Annotated in this window: 10 protein-coding genes; 8 read left to right on the top strand and 2 right to left on the bottom strand. The window is 73.0% G+C overall.

Features of this window, described 5'->3' with window-relative positions; all coding sequences use genetic code 11:
- Positions 1-128 precede the first annotated feature (128 nt).
- Entirely contained in the window at positions 129-578 is a 450-nt protein-coding gene (locus tag LIV37_RS44185) for a hypothetical protein (protein WP_281062813.1), read from the top strand.
- On the opposite strand, the gene LIV37_RS44180 is transcribed toward LIV37_RS44185, so the two are convergent.
- Positions 526-1,728, bottom strand: coding sequence for an NAD(P)/FAD-dependent oxidoreductase (locus LIV37_RS44180; protein WP_020873575.1), 1,203 nt, complete (start codon positions 1,726-1,728; stop codon positions 526-528). The two genes, LIV37_RS44185 and LIV37_RS44180, sit on opposite strands and share 53 nt — an antisense overlap.
- The gene (locus tag LIV37_RS44175; RefSeq protein ID WP_020873574.1) at positions 1,725-2,087 is read right to left on the bottom strand and encodes a bifunctional 3-phenylpropionate/cinnamic acid dioxygenase ferredoxin subunit; all 363 of its coding nucleotides are present in this window, start codon (positions 2,085-2,087) and stop codon (positions 1,725-1,727) included. The genes LIV37_RS44180 and LIV37_RS44175 overlap by 4 nt, the downstream gene beginning before the upstream one ends.
- Before the next feature lie 151 nt (positions 2,088-2,238).
- On the opposite strand from LIV37_RS44175, the gene LIV37_RS44170 reads away from it, so the two are divergent.
- From LIV37_RS44170 to LIV37_RS51915, 7 genes are all read left to right on the top strand, one after another.
- Positions 2,239-3,036 carry an IclR family transcriptional regulator gene (locus tag LIV37_RS44170; RefSeq protein ID WP_020873573.1) on the top strand — a complete coding sequence of 266 codons (798 nt, stop codon included), beginning with the start codon at positions 2,239-2,241 and terminating at the stop codon, positions 3,034-3,036.
- A 323-nt stretch (positions 3,037-3,359) separates the two neighbouring features.
- Positions 3,360-4,445, top strand: coding sequence for an S-(hydroxymethyl)mycothiol dehydrogenase (locus LIV37_RS44165; RefSeq protein ID WP_020873572.1), 1,086 nt, complete (start codon positions 3,360-3,362; stop codon positions 4,443-4,445).
- A gap of 8 nt (positions 4,446-4,453) precedes the next feature.
- A complete protein-coding gene (locus LIV37_RS44160; protein ID WP_214664197.1) occupies positions 4,454-6,892 on the top strand; it encodes a GcvT family protein in 2,439 nt (812 codons plus the stop codon).
- A gap of 129 nt (positions 6,893-7,021) precedes the next feature.
- Positions 7,022-8,179: an aromatic ring-hydroxylating oxygenase subunit alpha gene (locus LIV37_RS44155; protein ID WP_020873570.1), complete on the top strand. Its 1,158-nt coding sequence runs from the start codon at positions 7,022-7,024 to the stop codon at positions 8,177-8,179.
- Positions 8,176-9,642 carry an aldehyde dehydrogenase family protein gene (locus LIV37_RS44150; protein WP_020873569.1) on the top strand — a complete coding sequence of 489 codons (1,467 nt, stop codon included), beginning with the start codon at positions 8,176-8,178 and terminating at the stop codon, positions 9,640-9,642. Before LIV37_RS44155 ends, LIV37_RS44150 begins: the two co-directional genes overlap by 4 nt.
- A gap of 223 nt (positions 9,643-9,865) precedes the next feature.
- Positions 9,866-18,217 (top strand): beta strand repeat-containing protein, encoded by an 8,352-nt coding sequence (locus LIV37_RS44135; protein ID WP_276064751.1) that lies wholly within the window; start codon positions 9,866-9,868, stop codon positions 18,215-18,217.
- Positions 18,205-19,512, top strand: coding sequence for an Ig-like domain-containing protein (locus LIV37_RS51915; RefSeq protein WP_276064750.1), 1,308 nt, complete (start codon positions 18,205-18,207; stop codon positions 19,510-19,512). The genes LIV37_RS44135 and LIV37_RS51915 overlap by 13 nt, the downstream gene beginning before the upstream one ends.
- Positions 19,513-19,517 lie beyond the last annotated feature (5 nt).

Here is a 19,517-nt window from a genome sequence, read left to right as displayed (position 1 = left end):
CCGCGCTTGGCTTGTTTTCCCCTCCCCAGGGGAACCCGTGGTCGGTGCCATTCGTGATCCAACGGGGCACACTAGGGGGGCATACGACCCAAGTCCCGCTATCTGACTCGGCCGCATCGGGGCAGAGCATGGAAAGGGGTGGGAGCGTCATGGACGCGATGGACAAGGATCGCGACATCCCGGCGCACGGGGTCCGGCCGTTGTGGACCGAGGAGCCGGCCCGGAGGCGGCGGCTGCCCGATCCCGTCCGTACGGCGGCGGTGCGGGCGGTCATCATCATCGCCGTGACCCTGGTGGAGGTGATGGTCGCCCTGCTGTGCACCCTGGCGGGCTCGTGGTCCGCCTTCCCCGTCGTGCTCGCCACGGTGGCGAGCACGGTGGTGGCGACCTGGGGGGTGCTGGACGTGTGGGTGACCCGTCAGGTCTGGCGCCAGCGCTACGGGGTGGTGTCCCGGCCCAGCAGCACGGCCCGCGAGATGCGCCGCCAGCGCCGCCGGGAACGGGCCCGTGAGGCGGACCCGACGGTCACCTCCCGGCCGGCTGCGGAGCGCGGGCCAGCTCGCGGCGCAGCCGCATGAAGGGCCGGGGCCGGTCCACGCCGAGGGCGGCGGTGGGAATCGCGTCACGTTCGTAGACGGCGAGGAAGCCGCCGCCGTCGGCCGGGTCCCCATCGAGGATCCGGACCGTGTCCCCGGGTTCGCGGCGCCCGGCGTACTGGATGCGCGCGCCATACTGGTCGGACCAGAAGTAGGGGAGCGCGTCGAAGCGTTCGACGGTGGACCCGGCGAGCAGATTGCGGGCGGCCACGTCGCCCTGGAGCATGCCGCTGGTCCAGTGCTCGGCCCGGACGGTGCGGGCGGTGCCAGGCCGGTCCAGCCGGGCCACGTCCCCGACGGCCACGACGTTGGGCAGCGCGGTGACACAGCCCTCGTCGCACCGCACCCCGTCGTCCAGGGCCAGACCGGAGCCTTCCAGCCACCCGGTGACGGGACGCACCCCGACGCCGACGACCACCACATCGGCGGGCAGCGCCCGCCCGTCGGTGAGCTCCACACCGGTGACCCGGCCGGCCCCGCGCAGACCGGCCACACCGGTGCCGCACAGCAGGGTGGCCCCGCCCCGCGCGTGCAGCCCGGCGCACACCCGGGCCATCTCCTCGCCCAGTTGGGGCACCAGCGGCAGCGGCGCGGCCTCCACGACGGTGACGTCGAGCCCGAGGGCGGCGCAGGAGGAGGCCACCTCGGCGCCGATGAAGCCCGCGCCGATCACCACCGCCCGCTCGGCGCCCGCGCGCAGTTCGGCGCGGAGCCGGAGCGCGTCGTCGAGGGTGCGCAGAGTGTGCACCCCGTCCAGCGGCGGGAGGGGCAGCGTTCTGGGCGTGGCGCCGGTGGCGATGACGACGCCGTCGGTGCGCAGGGCGCGGCCGCCGGCGAGACGGAGCTCCCCGGCCGCGGTGTCCAGCGCCTCGGCCCGGACGCCGAGCAGCCATTCGGCGTCCAGTTCGGCCTCGTCCTCGGGGTCGGTGAGGGCCAGGGGCCCCAGACCCTCGCCCGGGTCGCCGTCCCCGGTCAGGAACTCCTTGGACAGCGGTGGGCGGTCGTAGGGGCGGTGGTGCTCCTCGCCGACGACGACCAGCCGCCCGTCGTACCCCTGGGAACGCAGGCCCCGCGCCGCGTGCAGACCCGCGAGCGAGGCCCCGACCACGGTGACCGTCCTGACCGCCGTCATGCCACGGCTTCTTCCGGCGCCGCGTGCACGGGCCGGCCGGGAACGGTCTGCACCGCGGGGTGGACATACAGCATTCCGTCCACGACCGTGACAGCGTGGGTCCGTACGGGCTTACGGGCGGGCAGACAGGTCGGCTCGCCGGATCGCAGATCGAACAGCGCGGCGTGCAGCGGGCATTCCACGTAGCAGCCTTCCAGCCACCCGTCGGAGAGGGAGGCGTCCTGGTGGCTGCAGGTGTCGTCGATGGCGTAGAACGCACCGTCGGTGTGGAACACCGCGATCGGCGCGGTGGCATCGCCGGCCTCGATACGCACCGACTCACCCTCCGGCAGGTCCTCGATACGGCAGACGGGAATCATTGGCCCCCCTCACGTTGATCGGTATCATGCGTTGTGGATAGTGCACTGAAAAGCGCGATGCGCAACAGAATCCAGATCGGGAAGGCAGCCGTCAAGAGTTCCCCGCCCCGAGGGGCCCCACGCAGAGCCGCCGGATGGTGAGATCAGAACCATGACGAACACGACCGAGGATCGGGCCGAGGAGAAGCGGGGGACCTCCGGGGCAGTGCAGTCGGTGGACAGGGCGGTCAGCGTCCTGGAGATCCTTGCCAGACTCGGCGAGGCCGGAGTGACCGAGATCGCCGATGAGCTGGGGGTCCACAAGTCGACCGCCTTCCGGCTGCTCGGTGTTCTGGAGAACCGCGGACTCGTCGGGCAGGAGCGGGACCGGGGGAAGTACTACCTGGGCGCCGGGGTGCTGAGACTCGCGGGCGCCGCCGCCATCCGCCTGGACATCTCGCAGGAGGGCGCCCCGGTATGCCGGGCGCTGGCCGACGAGACCGGCGAGACGGCCAATATCGCCGTCCTGGACGGGGACGCGGCGGTCAACATCATGCAGGCGCGCGGCGCCGCCGCGGTGACCGCCTTCAACTGGCTGGGCCGGCGCACCGCGCTGCACGCGACGGCGAGCGGCAAGGTGCTGCTCGCGCATCTGTCGGGCGAGCGCCGGGAGCGGCTGGTGACGCGGAAGCTGCCGCGGTTCACCGAGCACACCATCACCACCTCCGCCGAGCTGCGGCAGCAGCTGGAGACGGCGGCCGAGCGCGGGTTCGCCTACTCCTGCGAGGAGCTGGAGATCGGGCTGAACGCGGTGGCGGCGCCGGTGCGCGGCCACGACGGCGCGGTTCTGGGGGCGATCGGCGTCTCCGGACCGGCGTACCGGATGGCGCAGAGCCGGTTGCCCGATCTTGCCGAGTACGCCGTGAAGACCGCCGAGGAGCTGTCCCGGCGGATGGGCTTCCCCGGCTGAGCCAACCCACCACCCCACCCATCCGACGAGGGGGCCGGACGACTCCGGCCCCCTCGTCGCGTCTGTGCCCAGGCGTTCCGTGAGGCGTGCGATCTACGCGAATTCCCCCGTCAGCGCCGGTTCACAGACGGTTTACGCGCACCCCTTGACCGCACGGGGCGGCGACTTTCAGGATGTCTCCCATCGCGCAACACGCCGCGCCATACGCAACTGGGGGGTAACCGGCGGCCGTTGAACGGCCCCGGTCTCACCCTCCTTCGAGGCAGTCATGCCAGCTCCCGTGCACCGGTCCCTGCGATCGCAGGAGAACAGAGGAGTGAGCCATGCCGCAAGAAGCCCGCGCCGTCGTCGCGGTCAAAAAGGGCGCCCCGGTGGAAGTGGTGCCCGTTCTCGTGCCCGAGCCCGGCCCCGGTGAGGTGCTGGTGGGAGTGCAGGCGTGCGGGGTGTGCCACACCGACCTGCACTACCGGGACGGCGCGATCGGTGACGAATTCCCGTATCTGCTCGGGCACGAGGCGGCCGGAATGGTCGAGGCCGTGGGCCCCGGCGTCACCGCGCTCGCCCCCGGCGACTATGTGGTCCTGGCCTGGCGGGCGCCGTGCGGCGGCTGCCGCGCCTGCCGCCGGGGCCGCCCGTGGTACTGCTTCGACAGCCGCAATGCCGCGCAGCCGATGACCCTGACCGACGGCACCCCGCTCAGCCCGGCGCTGGGCATCGGCGCGTTCGCCGAGAAGACGCTGGTCGCGGCCGGGCAGGCGGTGAAGATCGACCCCGGGGCACGGCCCGAGGCGGCGGGCCTGATCGGCTGCGGGGTGATGGCCGGGTACGGCGCGGCCGTACACACCGGCGGGGTGTCCAACGGCGACACGGTCGCGGTCATCGGCTGCGGCGGCGTCGGCAACGCCGCGATCGCCGGGGCCTCGCTGTCCGGGGCCCGCCGGGTGATCGCCGTGGACATCGACGACGCCAAGCTGGACGCGGCGACCCGCTTCGGCGCCACCGACACCGTCAACTCCCGTGGTACGGACCCGGTCGAGGCGGTGCGCGAGCTGACCGGGGGCTTCGGCGCGAATGTGGTCATCGACGCGGTGGGCCGCCCCGAGACCTACGCCCAGGGCTTCTACATGCGCGATCTGGCCGGGGTGCTGGTGCAGGTCGGGGTGCCGGACCCGGAGATGCGCATCGATCTGCCGCTGATCGATCTGTTCTCGCGGGGCGGTGCGCTCAAGTCGTCCTGGTACGGCGACTGCCTGCCCAGCCGGGACTTCCCGGTCCTGGTCGACCTCCACCTCAGCCGCAAACTGGATCTGGAGGCGTTCGTCAGCGAGACGATCACGCTGGACGAGGTCGAGGCCGCGTTCGCGAAGATGCAGCGCGGTGAGGTGCTGCGGTCGGTGGTGGTCCTGTGAATGCGCCATTGAATTCCCGTGTTGTGATCGTCGGGGCCGGGATCGTCGGCTGCTCCCTCGCCGATGAGCTGGCCGCCCGCGGCTGGCGGGACGTCACCGTCCTGGAGCAGGGCCCGCTGCTCGCCCCCGGCGGCTCGACCTCGCACGCCCCCGGGCTGGTCTTCCAGACCAGCCCCTCCAAGACCCTGACCGACCTCGCCCGGTACACCGTGGAGAAGTTCTCCTCCCTCGAGGTCGACGGGCTGCCCTGTTTCAACCCGGTGGGCGGTCTGGAGATCGCCACCAGCGAGGAGCGCTGGGCCGATCTGCACCGCAAGGCCGGTCTCGCGGCCTCCTGGGGCGTACGGTCCGAACTGCTCGGCCCGGCCCGGTGCGCCGAGATGTGGCCGATGCTGGACCCGGAGCAAATCCTCGGCGGCCTCCACACCCCGGACGACGGGCTGGCCCGGGCGCTGCTCGCCTCCCGCGCCCAGATGGAGCGGGCCACCGCGCACGGCGCCCGCTTCCTGGACCGGCACACCGTGACCGCCATCGAGCGGGAGGGCGGCCGGGTGACCGCCGTCGTCACCGACCGGGGGACCTTCCCGGCCGACATCGTGGTCTCCGCCGCCGGCTTCTGGGGCCCGCTGATCGGCGCGATGGCGGGGGTCCCCGTCCCGCTGCAGCCGCTGGCCCACCAGTACGCCAAGACCGGGCCGCTGCCCGAACTCGCGGGGGTGAACGACCCCCGTGCGGAGGCGAGCAAGCCGATCCTGCGGTTCCAGGACCGCGATCTGTACTACCGCGAGCACACCGACCGCATCGGCATCGGCAGCTACGCCCACCGCCCGCTCCCCGTGGATCCGGCGCGGCTGCCCGCGTACGACGACGCCCCGGTGATGCCGTCCTCGCTGCCGTTCACCCCGGAGGACTTCGCCCCCAGCTGGGAGGACAGCGTCCGGCTGCTCCCCGCGCTCGGCGCGAACCGGGTCGAGGAGGGCTTCAACGGCGTCTTCTCCTTCACCCCCGACGGTATGCCGGTGATCGGCGAGTCCCGCGAGGTGCGCGGCTTCTGGCTGGCCGAGGCGGTGTGGGTGACCCACTCCGCGGGCGTGGCCCGGGCCGTGGCCGAGTGGATGACGGACGGGCGGCCGGGCATGGACGTCCATGAATGCGATCTGTACCGCTTCGAGGACGCCCAGCGCTCCCCCGCCTACGTCACCGAGCGGGGTCAGCAGAACTTCGCCGAGGTCTACGACGTCATCCATCCGCTGCAGCCGATGGAGCAGCCCCGTCCGCTGCGGGTCAGCCCCTTCCACGTCCGGCAGCGCGAGTTGGGCGGGTACTTCCTGGAGGCGGCGGGCTGGGAGCGGCCGCACTGGTACGAGGCGAACGCCGCGCTCGCCGAGTCCGTCGAACTGCCCCCGCGCGACGCCTGGTCGGCCCGCTACTGGTCGCCCATCGCCGCCGCCGAGGCCAGGGCCACCCGGGAGCGGGTCGCGCTGTACGACATGACGCCGCTCAAGCGGCTGGCGGTCACCGGGCCCGGGGCGCTGGACTTCCTCCAGCGCATGACCACCAATCAGCTGGCGAAGAAGCCCGGCGCGGTCACCTACACCCTGCTGCTCGACGGGGCCGGGGGCATCCGCAGCGACCTCACCGTCGCCCGGCTCTCCGAGCACCACTTCCAGGTGGGCGCCAACGGCGGGCTGGACCTGGACTGGCTGCTGCGCCACGCGCCGGATGACGTCCACATCGCGGACATCACCCCCGGGACCTGCTGCGTCGGGGTGTGGGGCCCACTCGCCCGGGAGCTGGTCCAGCCGCTCACCCGCGACGACTTCTCGCACGAGGCGTTCGGCTACTTCAAGGCCAGGCAGACCTATATCGGCCATGTCCCGGTGACCGCGATGCGGCTGAGTTACGTGGGCGAGCTCGGCTGGGAGCTCTACACCACCGCCGACATGGGACTGCGGCTGTGGGACACCCTGTGGGAGGCCGGGCAGCGCCACGGGGTGATCGCCGCCGGGCGCTCGGCCTTCAACAGCCTGCGGCTGGAGAAGGGCTATCGCGCCTGGGGCCATGACATGACCACCGAGCACGACCCCTACGAGGCCGGGGTCGGCTTCGCCGTCCGGATGAACAAGGGCGACTTCGTCGGGCGCGCGGCGCTCGAGGGCCGCTCCGAGGAGACGGCGGCGCGCCGGCTGACCTGTCTCACCCTGGACGACCCGGCCGCGGTCGTCCTGGGCAAGGAGCCGGTGTACGCCGACGGCGTCCCGGCGGGCTATGTGACCAGCGCGTCCTACGGCTACACCATCGGCCGGACCGTCGCCTACGCCTGGTTGCCCGCCGCGGCCGCGGTGCCCGGCACCGCCGTCCACATCGAGTACTTCGGCGAGAAGGTGCCCGCGACCGTCGCCGCCGAGCCGCTCTTCGACCCGCGCATGGAGCGCATCCGCCGCTGACACCGAGCGCCGCGCGAGCGGGAAACGGCCGCTTGGAGGCCCCCCTTGGCACTCACCGGCGACACCGCCCACCCCATCGAGCTCTTCGACCCCCGCCGGCTGACCGCCGCGACCGCCTGAGGAGAACCCATGACTGTGGCTCCCGAGTCCCCCGCCATCACGCCCCCCAGTCTGCTCGCCACTCTCCCCGGCCACTGGTACACCGCTCCCGGGGTCTTCCGCCGGGAGCAGGAGCACCTGTTCGAGGCCATGTGGTTCTGCGCGGTGCGCGGGGCCGACCTGGACCGGCCGGGTGCCTTCCGCACCGTGCAGGTCGGCCGGGAGAGCGTGCTGATCACCCGCAACCGGCGGGGTGAGGCGCGGGCGTTCCTCAATATCTGCCGCCACCGCGGCGCCCGGCTGTGCACCGAGGAGTCCGGTACGGTGCGGCGCTCGCTGCAATGCCCGTACCACGCCTGGACCTACGATCTGGACGGCCGGCTCACCGCCGCCCCCAACCTGTCGAAGATGCCCGATGTCGACCGGGGCGAGCGCGGACTGGTGCCGGTACGGCTTCGCGAATGGCTCGGCTATGTCTGGGTCTGCCTGGCCGAGGAGCCACCGTCGTTCGAGGAGACGGTGATCGGGGAGGTGGCCGAGCGGCTCGGCGACGCGGACTCCGTGGAGCGCTACGGAGTGGCGGGGCTGGCGCTGGGCCGCCGGATCTCCTACGACGTCAAGGCCAACTGGAAGCTGATCGTCGAGAACTTCATGGAGTGCTACCACTGCGCGACGATCCACCCCGAACTGACCGAGGTGCTCCCGGAGTTCGCCGACGGGCTGGCGGCGCAGTACTTCGTCGGGCACGGCGCGGAGTTCGCCGAGGAGGCCCAGGGGTTCACGGTGGACGGCAGCGAGGGGTTCGACCGGTTCGCGGGGATCGCCGACGAACAGGACCGCCGCTACTACGCGATCACGGTACGGCCGCAGGTCTTCCTCAATCTGGTTCCCGACCACGTGATCATGCACCGGATGTTCCCGCTCGCTCCCGATCGCACGCTGGTCGAATGCGATTGGCTCTACGCACCCGAAGTGGTGGCGTCCGATCGGGATCTGTCGAAGTCGGTGGAGCTGTTCCACCGGGTCAACACCCAGGACTTCGACGCCTGTGAGCGCACCCAGCCCGCCATGGACTCCCGCGCCTACCGCGACGGCGGGGTGCTCGTCCCCAGCGAACACCACATCGGCGCCTTCCACCGATGGGTGACCGACCATGTCCCGACCCCGGAAGCGGAGGAATGCCCGTGACGGACCTCTTCATCGGTGGCCAGTGGACCGGCGCGATCGACGAGCGCACCCGGGAGATCCGCTGCCCGGCCGACGGATCGCTGGTGGCGGTCGTCGACGAGGGCGGCGGCAAGGACGCGGCCGAAGCGGTGGCCGCCGCCCGCCAGGCATTCGACCAGGGGCCCTGGCCCCGTACCCCGGTCGGGGCGCGCGGCGATCTGCTGCTGCGCGTCGCCGCTCTGGTCGAGCGCGACAAGGCCGCGCTCGCCCGCGCCGAGTCCCTGGACACCGGGAAGCGCCTGGCCGAGAGCGACGCCGACATCGACGGTGTGGTGGCGTGCTTCCGCTACTACGGACAGCTGGTGCGCACCGAGGCGGACCGGGTCGTGGACACCGGCAGCGAGTACGCCGTCAGCCGGGTGGTCTACGAACCGGTCGGGGTCTGCGCACTGATCACCCCGTGGAACTATCCGCTGCTGCAGACCGCGTGGAAGGTGGCGCCCGCGCTCGCCGCGGGCAACACCTTCGTACTGAAACCCAGTGAGCTGACCCCCAGCACCGCGATCGCCCTGATGCGGCTGCTGGCGGAGGCCGGACTGCCGGACGGGGTGGCCAATCTGGTGCTCGGCCCGGGCGCCGAGGCCGGGGCCCCTCTCACCGACAACCCCGATGTGGACATGGTGTCCTTCACCGGGGGCCTGCGGACCGGGCGCCGGATCATGGCCGCGGCCTCGGGCACGGTCAAGCGGACCTCGCTGGAGCTGGGCGGCAAGAACCCCAATGTGGTCTTCGCCGACGCGGACTTCGACACGGCCGTGGACTACGCGCTCACCGCGGTCTTCCTCCACTCCGGGCAGGTCTGCTCGGCCGGGGCCCGACTGCTGGTGGAGGAGCCGGTGCACGACGCCTTCGTCGAGGAGGTCGTGCGCCGGGCCCGCGGCATCCGGCTCGGCGGGCCGTTCGACGAGCGGGCCCAGACCGGCCCGCTGATCTCGGCCGCGCACCGGGCCAAGGTCGAGGCGTATGTGGCGGCCGGGCTCGCGGAGGGGGCCCGGCTGCGCTGCGGTGGCACCCGCCCCGACGATCCGGCCCTGGCCGACGGCTACTACTTCCTGCCGACCGTCCTCGACCGCTGCCACAGCGGGATGTCGGTACTGGCCGACGAGTCCTTCGGGCCGGTGCTCACGGTGGAACGTTTCGCCGGTGAGGACGAGGCGGTGCGGCTGGCCAACGACACCGTGTACGGGCTCGCCGGGGCCGTATGGTCCGGTGACGAGGGGCGGGCGCAGCGGGTGGCCTCGCGGCTGCGGCTGGGCACCGTCTGGATCAACGACTACCACCCCTGTCTCCCGCAGGCGGAGTGGGGCGGGTTCAAACAGTCCGGGACCGGGCGGGAGTTGGGGCCCAGCGGGCTCGCGGAGTACCGGGAGGCCAAGCACATCTGGCGCAATACGCGGCCGCGTCCGCAGGGCTGGTTCGCCTGACCGGGGAGTCCGTCCGGCTCCGGCTCCGGGTCCGGGACGGCGGGGCGGGGCGGGACGACAGGGCGGGGCGGGACGGTGCGGTGCGCGCTGCGCCATTCGGGTGAGCCACGGCCGAGGATATTGCCCGGGTCCCACTGGAATGGGTTACTGAATCCGTCCGATTCCGGTGGGCTGCCCATCCTTTCCGGCGGAGTGGAAGACGCCTTGCCAGATCGGAGCCGTCATGCCCTGTCGCCCGTTGGGACTCGTCCTCGTCACCGATCCCGGTGAGAACTGCATCGCCGTCGTGGATCCGGAATCCCACAGGCTCGTTCCGACGCTCAGCGCGCCGATCCCGCTCCCGGCGCGGAGCATGCCCGACCGGCTGGTGGTGCGCACCGCGCTCGACCGCCTCGACGCGCTGGCCGCTCTCCGCCGCGGCACCCTGATGGGCCCCCTCCCCGGCGATCCGGACCGGCCGGTGCTCCCCGGGGCGCGGTCGGGCCTCGATGCCGTTCGCCCGCTGGGCGCGTACGAGCTCTTCAACCAGTTCGCCGGGATCTTCCCCGACCAGGGCCCGTACAGCGGCGGGACGCTGGTGACCGTCATCGGCAGCCACTTCTCGGGCGCCACGGACGTGTTCTTCAGCACCCGTCGGGCGGCGAGCTTCTCCGTCCTCGACGACCAGACCATCGTCGCGGTGAGCCCCTCGGGGACGGGCTCGGTCCCGGTGTATGTCACCACCCCGGGCGGCACGGCCCCCATCGGCTCGTTCTTCTACCTCCCCTGGCCCACCCTGACCGGCATCACGCCCGTCGCCGGACCGCTCGGCGGGGGCGACATCGTCGAGCTCACCGGCGTCAATCTGAGCACCGCGGGGCTGGTGCACTTCGGCGACTCCGTCGCCCACCCCACGGCCGTCTCCGACCAGCACCTCCTCGTGACCGCTCCCCCGGCCTCGGGGCCCGGCACCGTTCCGGTGTACGTCATCACGGTGGGCGGGGTGAGCAACCGGCTGCTCTACACCTATGCCGCCGTGCCGGTCGTCACCGACGTCAGCCCGGCCACGGGGTCCACCGCGGGCGGCGAGCCCGTCGTCCTGACCGGCACCGGGCTCGGGCATGTCACCGCCGTCACCTTCGGCGGCGTCCCCGCCACGTCCTTCGGGTCGATCTCCGACACCCTGCTCGTCGTGGTGACGCCCCCGAACGTGCCCGGCCCCGCCGACATCACCGTCACCACCGCCGGGGGCAGCGTGACGGTTCCGGACGGCTTCAACTACGTGGCGCCGTCCACCACGACCCTCACCTCCGCGCCCGACCCCTCCGTCGTCGGCCAGCCGGTGACCTTCACCGCCGTGGTGGCGGGCGTTCCGCCCACGGCGGGCACCCCCACCTCCAACGTCACCTTCGACTTCGGCGACGGAAGCCCGACCGTGGCCGTCTCCCTCACCGGTGGCACGGCCACGGTGGGCCACGTCTACGCCGCGCCGTCGGCCGCCCCGTACACCGTCACCGCCGAGTACGGCGGCGATCTGTACTTCACGGCCTCGACGGGCACGGACACCCAGACCGTGGGCCAGGCCTCGACCACCACCACGGTGAACTCCGCCCCCGATCCGTCCGTGCCCGGACAGACCGTCACCTTCATCGCCCAGGTGGCCCCCGCGCCGCCCGGGGCCGGTGCGCCCACCGGCACGGTGACGTTCGACTTCGGCGACGGCACCACGGCCGTCACCCAGCCGCTGACGAACCGTGCGGCCACGGTGACCCACGCGTACGCGGACGTCTCCGGCAGCCCGTACCCGGTCACCGCCACCTACAACGGCGACACGAACTTCACCGCCTCCACGGGCACGGACGCCCAGATCGTCGAGCAGGCGGGGACGGCCACCGCGGTGAGCTCCGCACCGGGTCCGTCCGTCGTCGGCCGGCCGGTGACCATCACCGCCACGGTCACGGCCGTACCACCCGGTATGGGCACCCCCACCGGGACGGTCACCTTCGACTTCGGGGACGGCGCCCCGACCGTCACGGCGCCCCTCGCCGGCGGCACGGCGACCACCGGCCACACCTACACCGACACCGCCGGCAGCCCCTACACCATCACCGCCACCTACAACGGCGACACGAACTTCACCGCCTCCACGGGGACGGACCTCCAGTCGGTGGGGCAGTCCTCGACCGCGACCGCCGTGTCCTCCGCGCCCGATCCTTCGGCGGTGGGCGAGCCGGTGACCGTCACCGCCACGGTCACGGCGGTCGCCCCGGGGGCGGGCACGCCGACGGGCACGGTGACGTTCGACTTCGGCGACGGCACCCCGACCGTCACCCAGCCCGTGTCCGCGAGCCAGGCGGCGGCCACGCACACCTACACCGGCGCCTCCGGCAGCCCGTACGCCATCACGGCCACCTACAACGGTGACGCGAACTTCCTGACGTCCCTCGGCACCGACTCGCAGACCGTCCAGCCGGCCGCCACCGCCACCGCCGTGACCACCGCGCCCGACCCCTCGGCGGTGGGCGACCCCGTGACCTTCACCGCCACGGTCACGGCGGTGCCGCCCGGCGCGGGCACCCCGACCGGGACGGTCACCTTCGACCCCGGGGACGGCACCCCGCCCCTCACCGCCTCCCTCTCAGGCGACACCGCGACCGCCACGTACGCCTACCCCGACACCACGGGCAGCCCCTACACGGTCACCGCCACCTACAACGGCGACGTGGACTTCACCGCGTCCAGCGGCACCGACACCCAGACCGTCGAACCGGCCGCCACCGCCACCGCCCTCAGCTCCGTGCCCGACCCGTCCAGCGTGGGGCAGTCCACGACGTTCATCGCGAAGGTCACCCCCGGCACCCCGGGGGCCGGTTCGCCCACGGGCACGGTGACGTTCGAGTTCGGCGACAGCACGCCACCCGTCACGGCGCCCGTGACCGGCGGCACGGCCACGGTCGCCCACACCAACCCGGAGTCGGCGACCCCGTACACGGTCGCGGCCAGCTACAGCGGCGACCCGAACTTCCTGACGTCCTCGGCGGCGGGCACCCATCAGGTCGTCCAGGGCGTGTCGACCACGGTGCTGACCACCTCGCCGTCCCCCTCGGTGACCGGCCAGACGGTGACCTTCACCGCGGCCGTCGCGGCCGTGCCCCCCGCCTCCGGCACCCCGACCGGCACGGTGACCTTCGACTTCGGCGACGGCACCGCGCCCGTGGCCCTCCCCCTCACCGGCGGTTCGGCGACCACCGACCACGCCTACACCACCGCGGTCGGCAGTCCGTACACGGTCACCGCCGACTACGACGGCGACGCCAACTTCGTGGCATCCGTCGGCACCCGCCTCCACACCGTCGACCCGGCCGGAACCGCCACCACGATCACCGCCACGCCCGACCCGACCGTCACGGGGGAGCTGGTCACGGTCACCGTGGTCCCCACCGGGCCCGGCGCGGGCACCCCGACCGGGCCGGTCACCATCGGCTTCGGGGACGGCACCCCGGCGGTCACCGCCGAGTTGGTGAGCGGCTCGGCCACGGTCACCCATGCTTACGCCAGCACGGCGGGCAGCCCGTACACCATCGCGGCCGAGTACGGCGGCGACGGCGACTTCGCCCCGTCCGAGAACACCCTCGTCCACGCCGTCGAACCGGCCGCGACCACCACCGTCGTGACCTCGTCACCGACTCCGTCGGCGGTGGGCCAGACCGTGACGCTGATCGCGCGGGTGGCGCCGGTGCCGCCGGGCGCGGGCGCGGCCACCGGCACCGTGACCTTCGACTTCGGCGACGGCACCACGACCGCCACCGTGCCGGTCGCGAACGGTGTGGCCACGACGACGCACGCCTACACCTCCACCACCGGCAGCCCGTACACCATCACCGCCACCTACAGCGGTGACGACAACTTCGCCACCTCCACCGGCACCGCCGTCCAGCCGGTGGCGATGAGCGTCTCCGCCACCGCGACGACGGTGAGCACCACCCCGGACCCGTCCGTCGTCGGCGAGGCGGTGGCCGTCTCCGCGACGGTGACGGTCCTGCCGCCCGCCGTGGGCACCGCCACCGGGACCGTGACGTTCGACTTCGGCGACGGCACGCCGACCGTCACCGTCCCACTGACCGGCGACACGGCGACGACCAGCCATGCCTACGCCTCGACTGCGGGCAGTCCGTACACCATCAGCGCGGTCTACAGCGGGGACGGCGACTTCACCGGGTCGGCCGGGTTGGACATCCAGACCGTGACCCCGGCCCCGTCGTCCACGACGCTGACCTCCGCGCCGAACCCGTCCGTGACCGGCCAGCCGGTCACCTTCACCGCGACCGTGGCATCGGGACAGGCGGGCGCGGGGACCCCGTCCTCCACGGTCACCTTCGACTTCGGCGACGGCACTCCGACCGTCCGGGCGCCCCTCACCGACGGGACGGCGATCGCCGTCCACGCCTACCCGGACACCGCGGGCAGCCCCTACACCGTCACCGCCACCTACGACGGGGACGTGAGCTTCACCGGATCCGCGGACACCCTCACCCAGACCGTGAACCCGGGGGCCACCTCCACCACCGTCTTCTCCTCGCCGGACCCGACCGAGGTCGGCCAGCCCGTGACCGTCACCGCCAACGTGGCGGTCGTCGCCCCTGGTTCGGGCACCACCAACGGCACCGTCACCTTCGACTTCGGCGACGGCACGCCGACGGTCACCGCGCCCAGCGTGGCCGGTGTGGCGGCGGTGACCCATGCCTACACGGGGACGTCCGGCAGCCCGTACACCATCAGCGCCACCTACGGCGACGACGGCGACTTCGCGCCCTCCACCGGCGCCGACGTGCACACCGTGCAGCCGTCCTCGACCACCATCACGGTGACCGCCGATCCCGATCCGTCGGTGGTGGGCGAGGAGATGACCGTCACCGCCACGGTCACGGCGGTCTCCCCGGGGGCGGGAACGCCGACGGGCACGGTCACCTTCGACTTCGGCGGCGGCACTCCGCCGGTCGACGTGCCCCTGACCGGTGCGGCCGCCATCCTTTCGCACACGTACGCGAGCAGCCTCGGCAGCCCGTACACGATCACCGCGACGTACGGCGGCAGCGACGACTTCCGGTCCTCGGTGGCCACCGAGCCGCAAACCGTCCTGCAGTCCGCGACGACCACCACGGTGAGCTCCGCGCCGGAGCCGTCCGTCGTGGGCCAGCCGGTCACCTTCACGGCGACCGTGGCGCCGGTGGCACCGGGCGGGGGCTCGCCCACGGGCACGGTGACGTTCGACTTCGGCGACGGCGGCACCCCGGCCGCGGCCCCGGTCGTCGACGGCCTGGCAACGGCCGTGCACGCCTATACGACCGCGGCGGGCAGCCCGTACCCCGTCACCGTCACATACGGCGGCAGCCCCGACTTCACCGGCTCCGGCGACCTCGTCACCCACTCCGTGGGCCGGGCCCTGACCACCACGGCGGTGGTCTCGGCACCGGATCCGTCGGTGGCGGGCCAGCCGGTGACCGTCACCGCGACCGTCTCGGCCGTCGCACCGGGAGCCGGAACCCCCACCGGAACCGTCACCATCGACTTCGGGGACGGCACCGCCCCCGCCACCGCGCCGGTCACGGCCGGGGTGGCCACGGTCACCCACGCCTGGGCCGACACCTCGGGCAGCCCGTACACCATCGCGGCGGACTACGGCGGCGACGCCGACTTCACCGCCTCCACCGGCACCGACACCCACACCGTCGCCCAAGCCGCCACCCACACCGATGTGGCCTCCTCGCCCGATCCCTCGGTGACGGGTGAGCCGGTGACCCTCACCGCCACCGTCTCCGCCGTCGCACCGGGAGCCGGAACCCCCACCGGAACCGTCACCTTCGACCCCGGCGACGGCACGGCCCCGGTCACCGCGCCCATGGCGGGGGGCGTGGCCACCGTCAGCCACGCCTACACCGACGCCTCCGGCAGCCCGTACACCATCACCGCCACCTACGACGGCGACGCGGACTTCCTCACGTCCCCCGGCACCGGCACCCAGACCGTGGGCCGCGCCTCGACCACCGTCGCCATCAGCGATCTGCCGGAGCCGTCGGTCACGGGCCAGCCGGTGACGTTCCTCGCGAGGGTGGCGCCGGTCGCCCCGGGCGCGGGCGCGCCCACGGGCACGGTGACCTACGACTTCGGCGACGGCACCGCGCCGGTCGACGTCCCGGTGGCGGACGGTGTGGCGACGGCCGCGCACACGTACGCGACGGCGGCGGGCAGCCCGTACACGGTCACCGCCGCCTACGGTGGGGACGCCCGCTTCATCGGCTCGGTGAACACGGAGACGCACCTCGTCGAGCGGGCGTTGTCGACGACGACGGTGGACTCGTCGCCGAATCCGTCGGTCACCGGCCAGCCGGTGACGGTCACCGCCACCATCACGGCCGTCGCGCCCGGAGCCGGAGCCCCCACCGGCACGGTCACCTTCGACTTCGGCGACGGCACGGGGACCGTCACGGCGCCGGTCGTCGGCGGGGCGGCGACCATCACCCACGCCTATCCGATCGCCTTCGACAGTCCGTACACCATCACGGCGGACTACGGCGGCGACGCCGACTTCACCGCGTCCACCGGCACCGCCACCCACACCGTGAACCCGGCCGCGACCTTCACCACGGTGACCTCGGCCCCCGACCCCTCGGTGGCCGGTCAGGCGGTGACCATCGGCGCCACCGTCGCACCGGCCGTACCGGGGGACGGAATCCCCACCGGCACCGTCACCTTCGACCCCGGCGACGGCACCCCGGCCGTCACCGCGCCGCTGGCCCAGGGGGCGGCGAGCATCACCCACACCTACGCGAGCACCTCCGGCAGCCCGTACACCATCACCGTCTCCTACAGCGGCGACGCCGACTTCACCGCCTCCACCGGAACCGACACCCAGACGGTCGGTCAGGCGGACTCCGCCACCTCCCTGGTCAGCTCGCCGGACCCGTCCGTGGCGGGCGAGCAGGTCACCTTCACCGCCAGGGTCTCCGCCGCGGCCCCGGGGGCGGGCAGCCCGACCGGCACGGTCACCTTCGACTTCGGCGACGGTTCGCCGACCGCCACCGCACCGGTCAGCGGCGGGGTGGCCACCGTGGCCCACCCCTACGCGACCTCGGTCGGCAGCCCCTTCACGGCCACCGCCGCCTACAGCGGCGACGCCGACTTCGCGCCGTCCACCGCCACCGCGACGCATACGGTGCTGGTGAGCGCCGCCACCACATCGACCACCGTGACCTCGTCGCCGGACCCCTCGGTGACCGGCCGGGCGGTGGCCTTCACCGCGACCGTGGCACCGACCCCGCCCGGTGCCGGGGTGCCCACCGGCACGGTGACCTTCGGCTTCGGCGACGGCACAGCGACCGCCACCGCTTCGCTCTCCGCCGGGGTGGCGACCGTGGTCCACCCCTACACGACCGCGGTGGGCAGCCCGTACACGGTCATCGCCTCCTACAGCGGGGACGTCAACTTCAGCTCATCCGCGGGCACCGACACCCAGACGGTCGCCCCGGCGTCCACGACCACGGCGGTGACCTCCGCGCCCGATCCCTCCGTGGTCGGGCAGCCGGTGGCCGTCACGGCGACCGTGGCCCCCGTCGCCCCGGGGGCGGGGGTGCCGACCGGCACCGTCACCTTCGACTTCGGCGACGGCGCCCCGGCCGCGTCGGCGCCGCTGACCGGCGGGGTGGCCACCATCAGCCACACCTATACGAGCGCCGACGGTTTCACGGTGACCGCCACCTACGACGGCGCCCCCAGCTTCCTCCCGTCCAGCGGCACCGACGCCCGGACCGTGCACCAGGCGGCCACCACGACGGCGGTGGTTTCCTCGCCGGATCCCACGGTCAGCGGTCAGCCCACCACCCTCACCGCGACGGTGGTGCCGGTCGCCCCGGGGGCCGGGGTGCCGACCGGGACGGTCACCTTCGACTTCGGCGACGGCACGCCGACCGCCACCGCGCCGCTCGCCGACGGCCTCACGTCCGTCGCCCACACCTACGCGGGGACCTCCGGCAGCCCGTACACCGTGACGGCCACCTACAACGGGGACACCGACTACGCGGCGTCCACCGGCACCGATGTGCACACGGTCAACAGGGCGGCCACCACGACGGCGGTGTCCTCCTCGCCCGACCCCGGCGTCACCGGGCAGACCGTGACCCTCACCGCCACCGTCACCGCGTTCGCCCCGGGCACCGGGACGCCCACCGGCACCGTCACCTTCTCCTTCGGGGACGGCACCCCGGCCGTCACCGCGCCCCTGTCCGGTGGCACGGCCACCGCCACCCACGCGTACGCCGGAGCCACCGGCAGCCCCTTCACCGTCACCGCCACCTACAACGGCGACACCGGCTTCGCGCCCTCCACCGGCACCGACACCCAGACCGTCAACAAGGCGGCCACCACCACGACCGTCGCCTCCGCGCCCGACCCCACCGTCAGCGGCCAGACCGTGACCCTCACCGCCACCGTCACCGCGGTCGGGCCGGGCGCCGGAACCCCGACGGGGACGGTCACCTTCTCCTTCGGGACGGCACACCGGCCGCCACGGCGCCGGTCGCAGGGGGCGTGGCCACCGTGACCCACGCCTACGCGGGGACCTCGGGCAGCCCGTACACCGTCACCGCCACCTACAACGGGGACAACGGCTACACCTCGTCCACCGGTACCGACAGCCAGACGGTCAACAAGGCGGCCACGACGACCACCGTCGCCTCCGCGCCCGACCCCAGCGTCACCGGCCAGACCGTGACCCTCACCGCCACCGTGGCATCGGTCCTCCCCGGCGCCGGAATCCCGACGGGGACGGTCACCTTCTCCTTCGGGGACGGCGCACCCACCGTCACCGCGCCCCTGTCCGGCGGCACGGCCACCACCACCCACCCGTACACCATCAGGACCGGCAGCCCCTACACGGTCACCGCCACCTACAACGGCGACACCAACTACACGACCTCCACCGGCTCCGACAGCCAGACCGTGGGCCGGGCGGCCACCACCACGGCCGTGGTCTCCGCGCCGGACCCCTCGGCGACCGGGCAGTCGGTGACCCTCACCGCCACCGTGGGATCTCTCTCCCCCGGCGCCGGAACCCCCACCGGCACCGTGACCTTCAGCTTCGGAGACGGTACGGGCAACAGCACCGTGACCCTCTCCGGCGGCGTCGCGACCGTCAACCACACCTACACCACCAGGACCGGCAGCCCCTTCCCCATCACGGCCACCTACAACGGGGACATCAACTTCAACGCGTCAAGCGGCACCGACACCCAGACCATCAACGCCAAGGCCGCGACCACCACCACCGTGACCTCGATCCCCGACCCCTCGGTGGTGGGCCAGCCGGTGACCATCAGGGCGACGGTCTCGTCCGCGTCCGGCACCCCGGTCGGAGCGGTCACCTTCTCGTTCGGCGACGGCACCAACACCGCCGTGGGCATCCTCTCCGGCGGCATCGCGACCGTCACCCACACCTACACGACCACCACCGGGAGCCCGTTCACCATCACGGCCACCTACAACGGGACCGAGAACTTCGCCACGTCCAGTGGCACCGACACCCAGACCGTGAACAAGGCGGCCACCACCACGGCCGTGGTCTCCTCCCCGAACCCCTCGTTGGTGAGCGATCCGGTGACGGTCACCGCGACCGTCTCCTCCGTCGCCCCCGGTACGGGGACGCCCACCGGAACCGTCACCCTGGCCATCACCGACCGGACGCCCCAGGTGGTGACGCTGGTGAACGGCACCGCCTCCGCGACGTTCAACCCGCTGCAGAAGGGGACGCACACCGTCACCGCCAACTACAACGGGGACGTCAACTACGCGGCCTCCTCGGCATCCGTCACCCAGACGGTGAACACCGGTTCGGGATGACCCAC

The organism is Streptomyces rapamycinicus NRRL 5491 (assembly GCF_024298965.1).
In the GTDB taxonomy this organism is placed as follows: domain Bacteria; phylum Actinomycetota; class Actinomycetes; order Streptomycetales; family Streptomycetaceae; genus Streptomyces; species Streptomyces rapamycinicus.
This window is presented reverse-complemented; position numbering and strand designations above follow the sequence as displayed.

What these genes read in the sequence shown, in the direction of transcription:
- LIV37_RS44185 (WP_281062813.1), top strand. Translation starts at nt 129, where the DNA reads ATGGAAAGGGGTGGGAGCGTCATGGACGCGATGGACAAGGATCGCGAC.
- LIV37_RS44180 (WP_020873575.1), bottom strand. Translation starts at nt 1,728, where the DNA reads ATGACGGCGGTCAGGACGGTCACCGTGGTCGGGGCCTCGCTCGCGGGT.
- LIV37_RS44175 (WP_020873574.1), bottom strand. Translation starts at nt 2,087, where the DNA reads ATGATTCCCGTCTGCCGTATCGAGGACCTGCCGGAGGGTGAGTCGGTG.
- LIV37_RS44170 (WP_020873573.1), top strand. Translation starts at nt 2,239, where the DNA reads ATGACGAACACGACCGAGGATCGGGCCGAGGAGAAGCGGGGGACCTCC.
- LIV37_RS44165 (WP_020873572.1), top strand. Translation starts at nt 3,360, where the DNA reads ATGCCGCAAGAAGCCCGCGCCGTCGTCGCGGTCAAAAAGGGCGCCCCG.
- LIV37_RS44155 (WP_020873570.1), top strand. Translation starts at nt 7,022, where the DNA reads ATGACTGTGGCTCCCGAGTCCCCCGCCATCACGCCCCCCAGTCTGCTC.
- LIV37_RS44135 (WP_276064751.1), top strand. Translation starts at nt 9,866, where the DNA reads ATGCCCTGTCGCCCGTTGGGACTCGTCCTCGTCACCGATCCCGGTGAG.